Genomic DNA, 17,819 nt, shown 5'->3' on the forward strand with positions numbered 1-17,819 from the left:
TGCGTCGTACGGTGGGGCCATGCAGATCTTCGGCGTGGACATCGGCGGGTCCGGGATCAAGGGCGCACCCGTCGACCTGGAGCGGGGCGACCTCGCGGCGGAGCGGTTCAAGGTGCTCACTCCGCACCCGGCGACGCCCGGCGGGGTGGCCGACGGCGTGAAGGAGGTCGTCGAGCACTTCGGCTGGACGGGCCGGGTCGGCCTCACGTTCCCGGGCGTCGTCAGCGGCGGGAGCACCATCCGTACGGCCGCCAACGTGGACCCGAGCTGGATCGACACGGACGCGAGCGCGTTGTTCAGCGAGCGCCTGGGCGGCCATGACGTCACGGTCGTCAACGACGCGGACGCGGCCGGCGTCGCCGAGATGAGCTTCGGCGCGGGCCGCGGCCGCGGCGGCACGGTCATCCTGCTCACCTTCGGTACGGGCATCGGCAGCGCCGTGTTCGCCGACGGCACCCTGGTGCCCAACACCGAGCTGGGCCATCTGGAGCTGGGCGGTCACGAGGCGGAGAAACGGGCCTCCAGCAAGGCCAAGGAGGACCACGAGCTGTCCTGGGAGCACTGGGCGCGCCGCGTGCAGAAGTATCTCGCGCACGTGGAGATGCTGTTCTCCCCGGAGCTGTTCATCATCGGCGGCGGCGTCAGCCGCAAGGCGGACAAGTTCCTGCACCTCATCGAGGGCATCGAGGCGGAGATCGTGCCCGCGCAACTGGAGAACAACGCGGGGATCGTGGGCGCGGCGATGCACGCGTCCAAGGACGCCTGACGGCCCTGGCGCCGGGCGGCCTCCGCGGGGTCCGCTGAATGCGGGCGGGGCCCGTGCGGCGGGCCGGCGGCTGCGGGTCGGTGGGTGTCGGTGAGGTCCGGTCCCTGGGGCGGTCAGGCTCGTGCTGGGGGGCGGGTGGGGCCGAGGCGGCGTCGGCGTCTGATCCGTCGGATCCGCCGTACGATCACGGTCACGCCCGCGATGAGCGTCCCCCCGTACAGCCACCCGGCCTGGGTGGCGAGCGCGGTGACCAGGCCCATCAGCCGGCCCGCCATCCCGCCGCCGTCGTCGGCGACGGCCAGCAGCCCCACCACGAATCCGATCGGCACCAGCACGGGGGCCGTCAGCAGATCGTTTCCGCGCACCCACAGCGCGGTCAGCGCGCACACGGGCAGGAACAGCACCCCGTACACGGTGAGCGACGCCCCGAACAGCAGCTGGTCGATCAGGCCGAGCAGGAACATCAGGGCCGCGCAGAACAGGCCCCCGCCGAGCCCGGTGAGCCGGGGGCCTGTGCTGCGCGGCGGCTGTGCCGTACCCGGACGCACCGGCCGCTCGGCCGCCGCCTGCCCGCCCGCCGGACGGCGCCTGGCCTGCGGCGGCAGGGGTGCCGGTGGCGTGCCGCGTCGCGGTCCGTGCTGCGGGGGTCGCGTCCTGGGTTGCTCCACTGGACCAACTTAGGTCGGCTTATGTGCCGAATGGCCCTACAGACACGCCGTTGAGCGGAGCGTATCCAGGTGTTCGACGCTTCAGCCGGGGCGGTGTCCGGCACGCCGTAAACTGGGGGATCGGCCGGTCTGCTGGCCCCCTGGCCCTCCTCCTCACGTACGGGAAGTCGCAACGTGTCGCTCACGATCGGAATCGTCGGCCTGCCGAATGTCGGCAAGTCGACCCTGTTCAACGCCCTGACCAAGAACGACGTGCTGGCGGCCAACTACCCGTTCGCCACGATCGAGCCGAACGTCGGTGTGGTCGGCGTACCGGACGCGCGCCTGACGAAGCTGGCCGAGATCTTCGACTCGCAGCGCATCCTCCCGGCGACCGTGGACTTCGTCGACATCGCGGGCATCGTCCGTGGCGCCTCCGAGGGCGAGGGCCTGGGCAACAAGTTCCTCGCGAACATCCGGGAGTCCGACGCGATCTGCCAGGTCATCCGCGCCTTCAAGGACGAGAACGTGGTCCACGTGGACGGCAAGGTCTCGCCCAAGGACGACATCGAGACGATCAACACCGAGCTGATCCTCGCCGACCTGCAGACCATCGAGAAGGTCCTGCCGCGCCTGCAGAAGGAGTCGCGGATCAAGAAGGACGTCGCGCCCAAGGCCAAGGCGGTCGAGGAGGCCAAGGAGATCCTGGAGAAGGGCGACACGCTCTTCTCCCAGGGCATCGTCCAGGGCAGCGAGCGCGCCGAACTGCTGCACGACCTGCACCTGCTCACCACCAAGCCGTTCCTCTACGTCTTCAACGTCGACGAGGACGAGCTGACCGACGACGGCTTCAAGGACGAGCAGCGCGCCCTGGTCGCCCCCGCCGAGGCGATCTTCCTCAACGCCAAGCTGGAGGCGGACCTCGCCGAGCTGGACGAGGCGGACGCGCTGGAGCTTCTGGAGTCCGTCGGGGCCGATGAGCCCGGCCTGGCCACCCTCGCCCGCGTCGGCTTCGACACCCTCGGCCTGCAGACGTATCTGACGGCCGGCCCCAAGGAGGCCCGCGCCTGGACGATCAAGAAGGGTGCCACGGCCCCCGAGGCGGCCGGTGTGATCCACACCGACTTCCAGAAGGGCTTCATCAAGGCCGAGGTCATCTCCTTCACGGACCTGGTGGAAACCGGCTCGGTCCCGGAGGCCCGAGCGAAGGGCAAGGCCCGCATGGAGGGCAAGGACTACGTGATGCAGGACGGCGACGTGGTGGAGTTCCGCTTCAATGTTTAGTCGCTGCGATAGCGCCGACGTGGTGATCTAGCGAATGCTTAGGCCAAGCGGGGTCGGTCCCATTCGGGGGTCGACCCTGTTGTCATACCCCCTGCTGGGTCTGTGCTGGATTTCCTGACGCCTCGTCATCCATCACCATCCCTGGTGATCTGCACCACTGCTGGATCGACGCTGGATTCAGATGACTGGCCGTCAGATTGATGTGTGGGGGCGCCGGCTATGTATGTTGTTACTGTCGGCCCGTCCGGGCGGAGCAACGACGTGTGGTGGCATCGTCGGCAGTGCGGGGCGCCGTAGTGTGCCCGTCGGCCGCGTGGCCGATGATCGGGGGACCGCGCGAGGCCTCCTGGCCGCAGCTTCAAGTCCTGGGCAGGAGCCGCAGTCACGGGCTGGTCGTGCGACACCCGCTGTGATCTGCGGAGATTCGTTCGTTGCGACGATGTCAGCACATTTCCGGAAGACACGTGTCGGCTGACACCAGCACGCGAGCCGCAGCTCGCGCACCCGCTCCTTCAGTATGGTCATCCCGCGCTGCCAGCCGATCCGCTCCGCGATCACGGTCTCGGGCATCGTCGGCGTCTTCCGAAGAATCTCGCGGATCTGCACCTCGACTGTGTCCACGGTCGAGCCCTTCGGCGCCTGCTCGCACTTCGGCGGCCGGTCCGTGGCCAGCGCCCGCTTCACCGTGTTCTCCGAGATCCCCGGGTGCCTCGCGATCGCCTGGATTGGCATCTGCTCAGCCGGTGCAGCCTGCGGATCCCGCCTGGTCCATCACACGGATTGCCTCTTCCCTTCTGGCCTTGAACACCAAGACCATGGTCAGAGAAGATCGCCAAAGGGGTCACTTTTGGTTCGCCGTCAGAGGGGCACAGGATTCAGGCGCTGCCGACAACCCTGATGGAGCCTCTCCATCAGGGGCCCAGCGAAGTGAACCGAGAAGTCTCCGAGAGGACTGCTGACGCACCGCTCAGATCTGCGAGGCGAGCAGAAAGCGTAGCCGCGGCGAGGCGATTCGGCAGTGCGGCGCTGAACTTGAGTCCATTCAGCGCACGAGCATCCACCGAAGGCAGGCAGAGGCACGCGGCGGCATCGCGCCTGGCCTTCTTCCAATCGTCGGGAGACAGGTCCTCACGGAGCCTGATGTACGCGTCGGTGGGGCGTTGGAGAGGGTCGGCGACCCCGGTGAGCGTGGCGGCCAGTGTGGCGTTGGTTCGGTAGCCCGCCCAAGTCCACCACCGGACATTGGTGTCCTTTCCGCCCCGGACGATGACTGTGCAGTCCGGATGGACGAACTCGGCGTTTTCCTCGCGCGCCTGTGCCAGCGCACGGTGAGCACGTCCGGTCAGAGCGATCGGCGGCTCAGCCCCGAGAAGTACCTCCCGTACGGCACGGGTCAGCTCGTAGGAGGCGGTGCGCGCGAGGCCGACTCCGCCCCAGCGAGCCCTGCCTCCGTCCTCGACCGGATCAACGTAGCACCGTCGTCGCGACCAGTCGATGTAGGTCACCTGCCAGCTGCGCCCGGCCAGCAGCAGCCGACGTGGCCCTGCTACCTCATCGGTCAGCAGTGCGGGGTCGGTGGTACCGATCTCAGTGCGTCCGGTCAGTACCGTGAACTCCGGAGCGGCTGTGAACACCGCGGTGAGGTCCATGAAGTTCCGGAAGCCGAAGCGCTGTTCGGCTTCCGGGCCGATGAACAGCAGCCCATCGTCCCGGTTGAGGTAACCATCGTTGATCAGATGCCGCACGATTGGCTTCGCCGACGAACCGAACGGGCCGAGCCCACCCCACCACTCCTGCCAGAGCCGGTCTCCGACCGTGTGCTCCTGCAGGCAGAGCGCCAGCATCTGTTGGGCCACGATGTGACGAGGTTCCGGTGGTGCGACCACGGGCTCGACCCAGCCACGCGACCACAGCAGGAGCAGCGCCGCGGCCGAGAGCAGACCGCCCTCGTCCAGCGCGAGGAACAAGCAGTTACGGGTCGTACCGGGCCGGCGGCCGGTACGACCGAGACGCTGGAGGAAAGAGGCCACTGTCCCTGGTGCATCGATCTGGATGACCCGGTCCAAGTCGCCTACATCTATGCCGAGTTCGAGAGTGCTGGTGGAAACGATCACGCAGTCGCGCGCTTGGGCGAAAGCCTCCTCGGCCCGGCGCCGTTCATCGACGGACAGCGAGGCGTGCGACAGAAAGGTTGTCACTCCCTTGGTCCGCAGGCTCTCGCCGAGTTCTTCCACCTGCCGCCGCGATTCGCAAAACACCAGGCGCTTCTCGCCACGGTGCAGGGCCGCGATGACGGTGGCTGCGTTTGCCAGGGAGCCGACATAATCGAGCTGGATATCGCCCGCTGAGGGCAGAGCGTGGTTCTCGTTCCGCAGGTGCGGGGCGACGACACAGGACGCACGCTTCCCGGCTCCGGCTCCCTGAAGCCATGCGAGCAGTTGATCAGGGTTACCCACGGTCGCCGACAGGCCGATTCGCTGCACCGGCCGCCCGACAACCCGTTGCAGCCGCTCCAGGACGGCCAGCAGATGCCAGCCGCGGTCGTCACCCGCGAAGGCGTGGACCTCGTCGACGACGATGGCCCGGAGTCCGGAGAAGAACGCCCGGTGATCGACGTTCGCACTGACCAACATGGCTTCCAGTGACTCCGGAGTGGTCAGCAGCACCTCCGGCCGCTCCCGCAGGATCCGCTTCCGGCGCGTCTGGGATACGTCACCGTGCCACAGGGCGGCCGTCCGTCCGAGCCAGGAGGTGTACCTCTCCAGGCGTGGCAGCAGATTGTTGAGCAGTGCCTTCAGGGGACAGACATAGAGAATCGAGGTGCCCGTCCAGTTCTCCCGTGCCATCCGGGACAGCAGTGGGAAGCAAGCGGCCTCGGTCTTTCCCCCGGCGGTCGGGGCCAGCAGGAGGGCGTCCACTCCATCCAGCAAGGGGGCGACCGCTTCCGCTTGGAAGGGGCGCAGATCCGGCCAGCCCAGGGTATTGGCGATATGGTGCAGCACGATCGGATGGAGGCGATCGACTGCGGACTGTGTCATGACTGCCTCACAGATCGAGAGCGATGTCGTCCGCGGACTGCGGAGCCGCTGCCGCCGCGTTCCGTTCCACCGTACTCAGCTCAGCCGGCGAAACGGTCAGCGCATAGTGCTCGCGAGGATCGAAGTCATCGAACTGGTCCACTCGGTCCAGCACATCGCTCACCAGCTTCTTCAGGAACAGGCGTGGCGCGATTCCCACCTTGCCGCCGAGCCGACCCGCCACGGCCCGGGCCAGATCACCCACATAGGCGTCGTCCACGACCGTACGCAGACGCTGTGCGTCGTCGGCCCCGCGGGCGTAGATGTCTCGTACACGGCTGCCGAGTGCGGTGAGGGAATCCACCGTGAACCCCGGCAGCCGCAGCTGCACGGCACGCGGATTGTCGAACCGGGCATCGGTGGAGAAGTCGGTGGCGAGGCGCTGGGCCAGGGGAGCCAGCCGCTGGACTCCTTGAGAGCCGTCGAAGAACGCGGGTGTACCGGTGATCATCAAATAGAGGCCGGGGAAGCGTCCCGAGTGGACTTCGTCGATCAACTGCCGCAAGGAGTTGAGCGCCTTGTCCCGAGCATCGGAGCGAATCCGCTGCAGTGTCTCGACCTCGTCCAGTACGAGAAGCAGCCCTGGGTGGCCCGAGTCCCTGAGCACGGTGAGCAGTCCCTGCAGGAACCCCAGCGCGCCGAAGTGATCAAGATCGCCACGGACTCCGGCGGTGCGCCGGGCCGCAGCCGCCACATGAGGCTGCCCGCCCAGCCAAGCGACGAGGGACTCGGCTGTCGTGGTGTCCGACGACTCCTGCGCCTGGTGATAGCCACGCAGCGCGGCCGCGAACATGGGGGCGGTGCGGGACACTTCGGCGAGCCTGCCCGCCACGAACTCCTCGATGGCAGTGGGGATTTCCTCATCTGTGGCACCGGCGGCCAGAGCGTCTTCCTCCAGCGCGTAGAACCAGGCGTCGATCACCGGGCGAAAGGCACTCGGCGGAAAGCTGGACGTGGCCAGCCGCTCGCTGAGCCGCCGGTACACCGTTTCCAGCTTGTGCAACGGAGTCTCGTTCTCCGACACCTGTACTTCGGCCACGGCGAAGTTCCGCTGCTTGGCACGCTCTCCGAGCCAGCGGGTGAAGAAGGTCTTGCCGGACCCGTACTCGCCTCGTACCGCCTTGAAGACCGATGCTCCCGCCGCCACGGCGTCGAGTTCGGCATCGACGGCCGCCTCGAAGCGCCCGAGCCCGACCGCGAGCGGACCAAGCCCGGACTCGGGGACCGCGCCCCGCCGCAAGGCATCGATCAGCTGGGTGCGGCGGGCCGGACTGAGATTGCCCAGATCCGTTGTCACGCCGGGGCTCCCGAGGTGCCGTCGAGACCGAACTGCTGCCGGAGCCGTTCCAGGTCCAGCTTCAAGGAGCGGCCACTGTCGACCAGGGTGAGCACTTCCACCTGGTCGTAGTTGAGCACCCGCTGAAGGGTGGCCGCGAATCCGGCGGCGCGGGCGGGACGCTTCCCGGCCCTCTCGGCCACGGCCGAGACCGGCAGGATCCCGTGTGCCTCGACCAGTGCCCGTACAGCGGCGTCGATACTGGCGAAGTCCTCCTTGCGCGGAAGAGCGTTGAGCTGTGCCTGAAGGATGTCGGAGGATCGGAGAGCCTCGATCAGCTGATCCGTACGAGACGCATGGGGGCGTGCGGAGGCGGACGACGACGGGGACTCGACAGCTGTCACGGGCACCAGAGACCCCTGTCCTGAGGCCAGTTCGGCGGCTTCGAGCCGTTCCGCCTGGCGGCGCAGGGACTCTGCGGAGTTCTGACGCTTCGCGGACAGTGGTGCGGCGAGCGACGGGCGCTGAGCGGTGATGGCCGCGGTAGGGATGTCGGCTTCGAGCGACCACCACTGGGGCCGCTGTGGGCCCAGCTCCCGCCAGCCCTTCGGCGTGGCGGCGCCCCGGGGGACGAACGCGAGCACGGGGATGGCCACCTCTGCCAGAGCCGCACCACCGTGATACCCGGCCTGCCGGTTGCCATAGCGCGCGGTGGTGTCCCACAGCGCCACGATCCGCCCCCCGGGGGTGACGACTCGACGCCCCGCGAGAGCGACCTCGCCCGCCTTCGGCGCGGTGGTGCCTGTACGGTGCCGGGCCGACAGCGCGTCCGGAGCGGCCACCTTGGCCGATTCGCGGTCCATGATGTGTCCGTGGTCGGAAGTGATCACCACGGCACGCCCGTTGACTCGCGCGGAGGCCAGCAACTCCTCCATGCCGAGCAGCTCGTCGAGCCGCCAGTTCGACACGGGCCGGTCCTCCCGCAGCCGGTCGTCGATGGTGTTCACCACGACCGCGACATGGACATCGGGGTCGGTGAGGGCCTGCGTGAGTTCCGCTCCCAGCGGTGCCCCGGCCTCACCCCGCAGACCGGCCTTGTGGAACAGCCGGACCGCGGCACCGTTCCAGAACGAGTGACCGGCGAAGCGGCTGCGCTCCTCGTCCTGACCCAACTCGGCCAGTTCGCCGGCGAAGAGCGATCCGCGGGAGACGGTGGTGAGGCTGGGCAGCGCGGACGTCATGGCACGGCGGCGCGGCGGTCCGGGAACGTCGACGACGGGGTCGTGTTCCACCCAGGCGCGTGCCCGCAGTTGTTCGGCGAGATCGGCCGCTATGGCCGCGCTCGCGCCGTCGAGCAGCAGGAACAGCAGCGGATGCCCCCCGCTCCTGGACGCCTTGACCACCGGCGCGAGCACCCTGCGGGCGAACGACTCGACCATCAGAGCCTCGGCGGGCTCGGCGTCGGATGCGATCTCGTCGGCCAGAGTTACCGCGAAGGCCTCGTCGACAGCATGCCGACGGGTGTGCACCGCGGTCAGCAAGGATGCGTATGCTCGCGGGAGTTCGGTATGGGCGCTGTCGCCGTCCTGGATGTGACCACTGGCGAGATCCACCCATCCGTACTCGCCGATGTGCAGGTCGACCGCCTCCGCCGCCGTGGCGAAGCCGGCACCCGCACCCAGGGCCAGCCACTGGACGAGGCGCTGGGCCATCCTGATGCGGACAACGGAGTCGCGTGCGCTTCCCCAGCCTGTCAGCACATGGTCGTCGAGTTGCCGTACCGCTTCCGCCAGCGCTTGGATGTGCCGGGCGGACGGCGGCTGCGCGGCATCGGCGGGAACACATCGCGTCAGCGCCCGCGCGACAGCCCCGAAGCGTGCCTGAAGCCCGGACTTCAGCAAAGTGCTGGAGCCGGCCGCCTCCTCGGCGCCGAACTGCCGGACCAGGGTCTCGGCCCGCTCCAGTACGGCATGCGGGTCGGCTCCGTCAGGAGAGTCCACGGCAGTCGTCCTGCTGAGGACGAGTGCTCGTACGTACTGCTGAGTCTGTGCGCCGAATACGGCGAAGGCGTTGTCATCGAGCTGGGGCGCGTTGAACACCTGCTCGGCGCGACCACGTGCACGGTCCGCGGAGGACGAGGAGTCCGGCCCCCACAGAACGGAACACACCAGTCCCATCGGTACGGCATCGGGGCCCCGCCCGGAGTCGAACAACGCGAACAACGCGGAGAGAGCCCCCGCCGACTCCCCGGCACGGTCAGGGTCGGTGAGCCACCTCGTCAGGCCCTGGCGCTCCTGGGTACCCAGCGCGGCCAGGCGCTCCGATGCGCCGGGCGCGAGCGACCATGCGAGGAACGCATGCAGGTCGAGAGCCTCGACGTTCAGACGGTGTGCCGAGGTCGACAGCCGGGTCACCGCCAGACGGGCCAGGGCAGTGTCACGGGAGAGCACGGCACCCGGAATCTTGGGCCAGTCACCCTGCCCCGCGGCGTCGATCAGCGACTCCGCCGCCCATCCCTCGGCGGTCAGCCGGGGGTCGATCTCCCGGGCACCGAAGAGCTGACGCACGACGGACCACGGCTCTATGGCGTAGACGCGGTTCTGGTAGACCCGGGCGAGCAACCCCGACCCCAGTTCTGCCTCCTCGGCGTCCGTCAGCACGGCTAGTACCTCGTCGGTCCCCTGCTGCGACTCCTGATGACCAGTTACCGCTTCCAAGACCGCGAGTGGTGAGACGGCGGTCGTGACGCGGACCGTGCGGCCCCGGTCGAGGGGTAGCCGTTCGGGACCCTCCCAGACCGGCTCGGCACGGATGAGCATGACCCGGGGTTTTCCCGCCGAGAACGTGCGGGCCTGAACGAGCTGCACGATCGCGGCGGGGTGAGCGGGGCGGGCCCGCCCTCTGAAGGAGCGGGCCTGGTGCGGTGCGGTGGTGCTGGACGTGGTCACGACTGGTCAACCGTCCGCCAGATCACCTGGATACGGGCTCCGGGAGCATCCTTCGCGAGCGCGGCCAGCTCTTCCCTCAGCCGCTCGGCGGCGCCCCCGACCCCGGCCTCGAACCGGCCGCTGTGGGCCGTGTCGTCGGTTTCGCCCGCCCGGCCCTGCCGACCGTTCTCCTCGTCGTCCAGCGGGAAACGCAGCGGTCCCGGCGCGGGTGCGGGGGCCGCCGGTTCGGCCGTGCCGCTTCCCGCACCCGCCCCGCCTTGCGGACGGGCTTCCGGCTGTGCGGCGTTGGACCGGCCGATGAGGTCGGTGATCTCCTTCCGGGTTCGCGTCAGTGCGGCGGGCAGAGAAACGCTGTTCTCGTCGGCGCGGGCGGCGCCGTACAGCGAATCGAAGATCGTCCGAGCCTCGGTCGCGTACGGCTCGCGCAGCGTGCGGGCCATGTCGAAGACGTCCCAGGTAGCCAGCTTCAGAGCCTCGGTGACCCTTTTGGCCGTGTCGATCGACGTCGCCAGCCGAGCCTGGTCGGATACCGGTCCCACCTCGGCCGACGCCAGCGCACGGACCACTGCGAGCGGACCCTGTGCCTGGACCAGGTCCCGGAGCAGGTCATGAGCCCGGCGTGCGGTGCCGAGCCTGCCCTCGTCGGAGCTCAGGTCGAGCCCGAGAGCGTCGGCGCGACGCTCCAGCGCGGCCGTCAGTTCGTACGCGTGGTCCAGTCCGTCCTTCGCCTTCTTCTGCACCCGCCGGGAGAACTCCGCGATGAGGCGGGCCCGGCGCAGCCGCGTCGTCACCGGGAGGACGAGAATCCGCTCGGCCCGGTCGAGCGCCTCGTTCCAGGTCTCCTCGTCCGGCCGCTCCTGGGCGCGCAGCAGATAGCCGGGCCTGAGCGCCGTGGGGTCGGCGACCTCGACCGTCCCGCCGCCGTGCGGGGTCCACACCCGGTCGGTGCGCTCCGCGTAGACGCAGAGCACCAGGTTCGCGAGGGGGGTGTCGAGGCCGTACGGGGACGGCTCGTCGATCCAGCGCAGCAGCTCGGGTACCGGGATGTCCTTGTCGCCGTACTTCTGGGCGGCCTTCACATTGAAGTGCTCCACCCAGTGGCGGCCCAGTTCGAATCGGGCCTCGTGCATGACACCGAGCTTCAGCCCCTTCTGGCCCGCGATCCGCCCCATCATCTCCCGGTGCTTCGGCTCGATGTCGATGATCTCCTCGCCGCGGTCCGCGGCCTTGCGGAGATACTCGAAGACCGTCTTCACATCGGCGGTCCTCACCGACAGCAGCTCACGCTTCGGGTCGAAGTCGGGGTGTGCGGGGAACTGGTGGGCGAGTACCCGGTCCGCGATCAGCCGTACGGCGTCGTACAGCGACTGGTTGTACTGCAGCACGATTTGCGGCATGTCGGGCAGCGGCATGACATGGTCGTCGTAGGCGGTGACCTGCGACGGATCCTTGGGTGCGAGACCATACGCCTGCTTGAGCGCGTCCTTGACGGTCTTGGTCAGCTGACGGTGCTGGTTCTCCAGGGCGGCCTTGGCACGTTCCCGGTCGTTCGGGCTCAGATGGGCCGCGAAGCTGTCGAAGCGCGGGCCGGTCAGGACGTAGTCGATGATGACCAGCCGCTGGAACTTGGCGTACAGGTCGTGGGTGAAGTGCCCGGGGATCCAGCACACTGTGCGCGGCGGCTTGTCCGAGGCCGACCTGAGACGCTCCACCCGGTCCCGGTCCTCCGCGGTGCCGTACAGATCGTCGAACGGCATGTCGATGACCAGCCGCCAGTTGCCCTCCTGACGGGGCGAGAACTTGTCGTCGGAGAGGGAGTTGGGGTCGGCGATGTTCCCGAAGGCGACTTCGAGAGAGCGCCGGGAGCCACGCCACACCAGGTTCAGCTGGTCGTCCAGCTGGCCCTGGCTGACGCCCAGCTCCTCCCACAGGAGGCGCTTGAGGAGTGTTCGGCGGTTGGGGCCGTTGTTGTTGCTCTCCGCACGGGTGACGATCGACTCGTAGTCGACGTCGATGAGTTCGAGGGAGATACCGGCGTCGGGACCGTCGATGTACTCGATTTCGGCGATGTTGTCAGCCCACTCCTTGGCCTTCTTGGAGACGGCCTTGGCCTCGAAGCCCGGCACCGGCGCGGTGATCACACCGTGGTTGAGCGCGGTGAGCCGCTTGACGGTGAGGTTCTGGAAAGCCGGCACGCTGGGCGCGAGTGCGGAGAGGAGCAGGGTGCCCATGAGGCGGTTGTCCGCGATGAATGCCTGGACTCTCTTGGCGAGCTCGTCCTCAATGCTGTCAGGACGCTTGATGTATGCGTCGACGTCGCCGTCGGTGATCTCGTACGTGGTGAGCAGGTACGGCCGCAGCTTGTCGCGGTACAGCTTCAGCGCCGACTTGAACTGCTCCCGCAGCTGCTGGGTGAAGGGGTCGCCGCCGCCCCGGTACAGCACCTCGAAGAGATCGCCGAGCGGCACCAGCTGGCCGAGCGGCAGCGTCTCGCGGTTGTCGGAGAGCATCTGCCCCATGAGCCGCAGACCGCTGCGGGAGCGGGACAGCGCTTCGGCGACCCGTACCAGCGTGTCCATGAAGGCGGGGGAGAAGGGGAACGCCTTGCGGAAGGCGGCCTCGTTGGCGTCCGTGATGTCGGTGGACGTGCCGAGGAGGGCGTTCCAGACTTCGGGCCGTACCCGCTTGATGTTGGCGAAGGCCTGGTCGATCCGGGCCTTCGCGTCGGGAACGTCCGCGCGCGGGTGCAGCAGCCGCTTGTAGGCGATCTCCGGCAGATCGCTGTCCGGCAGCGAGATGAGCCGGAACCGGTCGTTGGCCAGGGACAGCGTGTCCTGAATGGTGACCTCGGACGCGCCGGCGACCGCCTCCTCACCGACCAGGTGGCGCAGATCGCGCTGGCGGGCGATGAAGGAGATCACGGGAACGGGGCGACGGACATCGCTGCCCTCGACGAAGTTGGTGATCTTGGCGGCTTCCTGGGCGACGAACTCCTCGTCTCCGACGATCCGGCTCGCCAGCCACAGGATGAGCTCGTCGAGAAAGAGCACCAGGCCGTCGTAGCCGAGAGACTTCGCATGCCCCGCGATGACGGTGAGGCCGCGGTCGAGCGAGATGAATGCCTGGCTGTCCTCGGTCGCGTTGGTGAAGAACCCCTTGAACCAGGAACTGAGCGCGTCGGAGACGAGCTTGGCCCGCAGGCCACCGGGAGTGGTGGGGTGCTGAATCCAGTTCGCGTCGGTGTCGTTCAGGGTCTTCACATCGACCTGGGCGGCGGACAGCGCGATGTCCAGCTTCGCGGAGTCCCAGAAGACGCCGTCGTCGCCCCACTCGTCCTCCTCGCCGGCCGGTCCGCTCGGCAGCCCGGCGATGAAGGCATCGTCGGTCATCCGGGCCCGGTGCTCCCGGATGTTCTCGAACAGCGCGTCCGTGCGGTAGACCTGCGGAATCGGCGCGCCGGGATGCCGGCGCCTGATGTGCTCCACGTAGCCGCCGAGAACCCGCTGCTCGATCGACTTGGCATCGAGCATGTGATACGGCAGGAGCAGCAGGTTCTTCTCGTGCATCCAGCTGTGCGCGCGCACCAGCGGTGCGAACTCGTCGAGGCCGCGCGCGATGCGGGCGCCCTCGGGCAGCACGCCGAGGAGGGCGCTGAGTACCATCATGAAATGGGACTTGCCGGACCCGAACGAGCCGTGGAGATAGGCGGCCTTGGAACTGCCGCTGTCCAGGGCGGTCTGGATGAGGGTGAGCGCCTCGTCGAAATGCTCGACCAGGGGATCCGTGATGACGTACTCGGCGAGATGCTTGGCGAGGGTCTCCTCGTTCTCCAGCGCCTCGACGAGCTTGAGGACGTACTCGTTCTGGTCGAGCTCTTCCGGAATGTCGATGACCTCACGCAGCAGGGGCTGTGTGGGGTTTGCCATCGCTTACTCCCTCTATGTCCGCTATGCGCGGTTCGTGACCGCGAAATTCGCTCGCTACCTGCCCAAAGGCCCCAGCGTAACGTGCTGGGGCCGGGATCTTCCCTGGGTTCGCGGAGGTCGGCGGGAGAGGCGGTGCGGGGGAGTCCGGAGGCTCTCCCGCCCGGCCGTCAGACTTCCTCCGACTCCCCCTCCGCGACCTTCGCACGCGGCACGGCTTTCCTGGGCTTGCGCCCGCCGCCACGGCGGGCCGGTGCCGGACGCCAGTTACGCAGGGCCTCGTCGGTGAGCTCGTAGTCCCGCTGGTAGTCGGCGACGACCTCTTCGTAGAAGTCGGCCTGGTCGGGATGCCACTGGCGCACCCAGGGAAGCAGTTCGAGCAGTCCCGCCAGGTAGGGCGTGAGCCCGGCTTCCTCCCAGCTCGATGCCGCGAGCCGGGCCTCGATGGCGAGGACGAGCGCCAGCGCCTGTTCCTGATGGTCCCAGCCGCCCCACCCGAGGAACTCGGTCGGGTTGGAGAGGGTACGGCTGTAGGAGATGAACCGCTCCTTGGGCACGTCGAGCCCACCACGCTGGGCGGCGTACGAGGGCTTGACGAAGTCACCGGTCACGTACTTGGGCGGTACGGGAATGCTGTCCCGGATCTTGAGTGACTCCTCCAGGTTGCCGGCGGCCGCCGCGGCGTCCTCGGCCCGCTGCAGCTCCCAGACCTCCTCCCAGACCACGCGCTTCTTCTTGATCGCGGGCTCCTTGTAGCGGAGGGCGGCCAGGAAGGGCACGTGCTGGTCGGAGACGAGCTCGGGAATGACCTCGGTGAGGTCCTTACCGGGTGCGTAGAGCGCGGCAACGGCGACGAAGTCCTCATCGGAGTTCAACGCGTCGACGAGCTCGGCGACGGTGCGGGTACGGGGCCGCTCGACACCGTCGTCCCCCATCGCGTACCAGAGATCACGCCGCTCCATCCGGGCCAGCAGCCATTCGCGCAGCGCGGTGTGCTGCTGGCTGTCCCATCCATCGGTCAGCCAGCGCCGCTTGTACTCGGGACGCTCGACGAGTCCGATCACGGGGGAGTTCCGGATCGCTTCGAGACGCCGCTCGACTGTGCGCTTGTACTCCTCGGGCCAGTCGCGGTCCTCCGGGATGGACGAGATCATCGTCGAGTTGTGCCGCCGGAACCACTCGGTCTGTGCCTCCTTCGCCTCGACCTTGCGCCCGAGGTCGATCTCGAACGCCCGCTGCCCGAGCTCCAGCCCGGGGACCGGCAGTGAGTCGACGGGCGCGGTGAGGTCCTCGTACAGCCCGTAGATCCCGTACACCTCCCAGTCCAGCTCCTCCTGCACGGCGATCATCCGAGCCCGGATGCGGTGCCACTCGTCCCGGGCGGCGGCGAGGGCTTCGGGGGTGGGGGGCTTTTCGGGGTCGGAGGCGAGGGCGGCGGGGGTGGTGGCGGAGAGTTGCTGGGCGAGGGTGTCGAGTTCTGTGGCTCGGGTCAGGGGGTAGCGGGTGGGGAGGGGGAAGTCCTGGACGTTGGTTCCGTTGAACTGCGACCAGACGGTCCACTTCTCCGCTTCAAGGCCCCGGCCTACGCCGTTACTGGGCTTGATCTGGCACATCTGCTTGAGCCAGAAGCAGGCGGTGGAGGAGTTTAGGACACCGAGGAGTTGTAGGTGGTCTTCTTCGGTTGCTTCCTTGCGGAGTTTGATCACGGGTGCAGTCTGTTTGAATACCTTCCCTCCGCGGTCCAGCACAAAGCTGTTGTGAGTGGCGACCTCGGCGTATGTAATTGTCAACGGCGTCTGGAATTTTTTGGTATAGAGCTCTTGCCATTCATACCATTCCAGGCCGCGCTGGACCATTGGAGTTCCGAAACGTTTGCGATGCTGAATGGCGCCCTTGCGTGAGCGGAGGATCTTCCCGACGCCTCCGAGTTGATCGAGTGGAATTACTTTGAACTCTTTATTGTAGGTCCATAGTGCGTCAAAATCGGCAGGCGCCATATAGTCACGAATTACATCACCCGTGATGAGGGGCTTGGAGTGATCAACGCGGAGTCGTTGGGCGGCTCCGTTGGTCGGAATGAGAAACAGGTCGTCCTCGCCGGTGACGGCAGAGATTCCGACAGTCGGAGCGATGTCAGAGAGCTTTCCCTGGGATCTTGAGTTGATTTCTCTGATGGTTTCCAGGCCGCCGTCAGCCAAGATCCATGGGTGCTTATTGAAATATTCTTTCCGGATCAGGTTGCTAGCTGAAACCCATCTCCCCGTGCTCTTTCCAGGGCTGTCAATCCGGTCAATGATGTCGCGCCATACGAGTCCCTCCTCCGGATTTTTCGGAATGCTAGGCTCGCCTTGAACGTTTCGCACCGTGCGAACGGTGGCGGCGCCGAATTTGGCGAGACGTCGACGGCCGACGAGGATGACAGTTGGGGTGCCGTGCCCTGGAAGGTATGCACCCGAGGTGTCGATCACCTCGGTCAGGTCGACTTCGCTGGCAAGGTAATGTTGGACGAGCTTTTCACCAAACTCACGCTTCGTGAATGAGCTTGAGGTGATCTGCCCTACGTATCCAGGATGCTCGTTGTTCTTCTCATCCTGCACCGCCAACTCGAAGAAGCGTTGCATGAAGGGGACAGTCAATGCATATTTTCCGCTGCACATGCTGTACGTCTCGCGGTACGCCTGGTTAAGATTTCGATCCTTGGCGTTAATGTATGGGGGGTTTCCCACGACGACGTGATAGCGGCCGTCCTGAAGGATGGCCAGGTGGTCGGCCACATCCTCGGTCGTGTAGGTGAATGAAGCAGGCGTCGCGACTTCCGTGTCGCTGGGCAGCGAGAAGATTTCCAGTTGCTCTGACTTGAGAAGTGCATCGCCGACTGCGATGTGCAACGGCCACTCGAACTGTTCCGCATCGCGGAGTCTTCTCACTCCTGCTTCCTTCAAAGCGGCGATGAGCAAGCGGAATCGGGCAATGGCCACCGCAAAGGGATTGATATCGACGCCGTGGACGGCATCCAGCGCTGCTTGAACTCGGGTGTGTACGTCCGAACTGGGTGAATTTTCCTCCCATGCTGCCAGGATTCGATGAAATGACCCCAGGAGGAAGTGACCCGAACCGCAGGTCGGGTCGATCATTCTGACGACGTCGTACCCGAACTCGCCGATCGCCTTCCTGAGGGTGCGGTCAAGGATGAACTCCTCGACAAATTCAGGGGTTTGAAGGAGGGCGTACTTCTTACGGGCATCGGAGGAGAGATCCTGGTAGAGGTCGCCGAGGAAACGAGTGTCCCAGTCCTGGTCCCAGAAATCGTGGACGAGGTCAGTGGTTCCGTTCTCGTTCTCCTCTCGCTTCCTCCAGAAGTCGATCAAGGCTTTGGCTGCGTCATGGGAGATGTCGATCTGGTACAGCGGATTGTGCCGAGGGTCGAAGAGTGACCTGCCGGCGGGCCCTGACCCGATCTCGTTGAAGGCCGCGAGCAGCCAGTCGCGGTGTGTACGTGCAGCGTCCTCCGTCATGAACTGCTCATGCAGTTCCTCTGCGTGAGCCTGGCGGTCTGGCTTGGTACCCGCCAGGTAGGGGTTCGTGAGGAGGCCGTTGTCCTCGGTGAAGCGCACGAACACTGTCGCCAAGACCCATGCCACGGCCGCCTGGGTGACTCGCTCGCCGATCCACTCCGTTGCCGAAGCCGCTGTCCGCTTTGCGTCGAACGCGCCCTTGTGCTCGGCGAACAGTCGCTGCTTGACCTCGGGGAGCACGTCGAGTTGTGCGTGGAGATCGGCTTCGACGTGGGTGACCTGCACTTGCAGGTCGGCGAGCAGCCGCGCGCGGTTGATCACTGAGCCACCAACATCCTGGTTGTTTGGTCACGGGAGGCGCCCGACGGGGCACAGGTGTCCAT

At 67.0% G+C, this 17,819-nt stretch carries 8 protein-coding genes and 1 pseudogene; 2 read left to right on the top strand and 7 right to left on the bottom strand.

The genetic code is table 11. The features are described from left to right. The first annotated feature begins 19 nt into the window (after nucleotides 1–19). A complete protein-coding gene (ppgK, locus tag AC27LF_RS07765) occupies nucleotides 20–766 on the top strand; it encodes a polyphosphate--glucose phosphotransferase (RefSeq protein ID WP_479656344.1) in 747 nt (248 codons plus the stop codon). A gap of 113 nt (nucleotides 767–879) precedes the next feature. Here ppgK and AC27LF_RS07770 read toward each other — a convergent pair whose 3' ends face one another. Continuing rightward, the gene (locus AC27LF_RS07770; RefSeq protein ID WP_479656343.1) at nucleotides 880–1,434 is read right to left on the bottom strand and encodes a DUF6542 domain-containing protein; all 555 of its coding nucleotides are present in this window, start codon (nucleotides 1,432–1,434) and stop codon (nucleotides 880–882) included. A gap of 174 nt (nucleotides 1,435–1,608) precedes the next feature. On the opposite strand from AC27LF_RS07770, the gene ychF reads away from it, so the two are divergent. Next, on the top strand, nucleotides 1,609–2,697 hold the full coding sequence (ychF, locus tag AC27LF_RS07775; protein ID WP_479656342.1) for a redox-regulated ATPase YchF: 1,089 nt from the start codon (nucleotides 1,609–1,611) through the stop codon (nucleotides 2,695–2,697). A gap of 489 nt (nucleotides 2,698–3,186) precedes the next feature. Here ychF and AC27LF_RS07780 read toward each other — a convergent pair. From AC27LF_RS07780 to pglX, 6 genes and pseudogenes are all read right to left on the bottom strand, one after another. Beyond that, nucleotides 3,187–3,455 (bottom strand): annotated as a pseudogene (locus AC27LF_RS07780) (IS21 family transposase); the annotation flags it as partial. 153 nt (nucleotides 3,456–3,608) lie between these two features. Further along, nucleotides 3,609–5,735 (bottom strand): DEAD/DEAH box helicase, encoded by a 2,127-nt coding sequence (locus tag AC27LF_RS07785; RefSeq protein WP_479656341.1) that lies wholly within the window; start codon nucleotides 5,733–5,735, stop codon nucleotides 3,609–3,611. A gap of 7 nt (nucleotides 5,736–5,742) precedes the next feature. Next, on the bottom strand, nucleotides 5,743–7,071 hold the full coding sequence (gene brxD, locus AC27LF_RS07790; RefSeq protein ID WP_479656340.1) for a BREX system ATP-binding protein BrxD: 1,329 nt from the start codon (nucleotides 7,069–7,071) through the stop codon (nucleotides 5,743–5,745). After that, entirely contained in the window at nucleotides 7,068–9,998 is a 2,931-nt protein-coding gene (gene pglZ, locus AC27LF_RS07795) for a BREX-2 system phosphatase PglZ (RefSeq protein WP_479656339.1), read from the bottom strand. Before pglZ ends, brxD begins: the two co-directional genes overlap by 4 nt. Then, the gene (locus AC27LF_RS07800; RefSeq protein ID WP_479656338.1) at nucleotides 9,995–13,924 is read right to left on the bottom strand and encodes a BREX-2 system ATPase PglY family protein; all 3,930 of its coding nucleotides are present in this window, start codon (nucleotides 13,922–13,924) and stop codon (nucleotides 9,995–9,997) included. The genes pglZ and AC27LF_RS07800 overlap by 4 nt, the downstream gene beginning before the upstream one ends. A gap of 167 nt (nucleotides 13,925–14,091) precedes the next feature. Further along, nucleotides 14,092–17,757 carry a BREX-2 system adenine-specific DNA-methyltransferase PglX gene (pglX, locus tag AC27LF_RS07805; protein ID WP_479656337.1) on the bottom strand — a complete coding sequence of 1,222 codons (3,666 nt, stop codon included), beginning with the start codon at nucleotides 17,755–17,757 and terminating at the stop codon, nucleotides 14,092–14,094. Nucleotides 17,758–17,819: the final 62 nt, after the last annotated feature.

It is taken from the genome of Streptomyces diversicolor (genome assembly GCF_057537855.1).

Coding starts and splice junctions, on each gene's coding strand:
- AC27LF_RS07800 (WP_479656338.1), bottom strand. CDS start 13,924: ATGGCAAACCCCACACAGCCCCTGCTGCGTGAGGTCATCGACATTCCG.
- ppgK (WP_479656344.1), top strand. CDS start 20: ATGCAGATCTTCGGCGTGGACATCGGCGGGTCCGGGATCAAGGGCGCA.
- AC27LF_RS07785 (WP_479656341.1), bottom strand. CDS start 5,735: ATGACACAGTCCGCAGTCGATCGCCTCCATCCGATCGTGCTGCACCAT.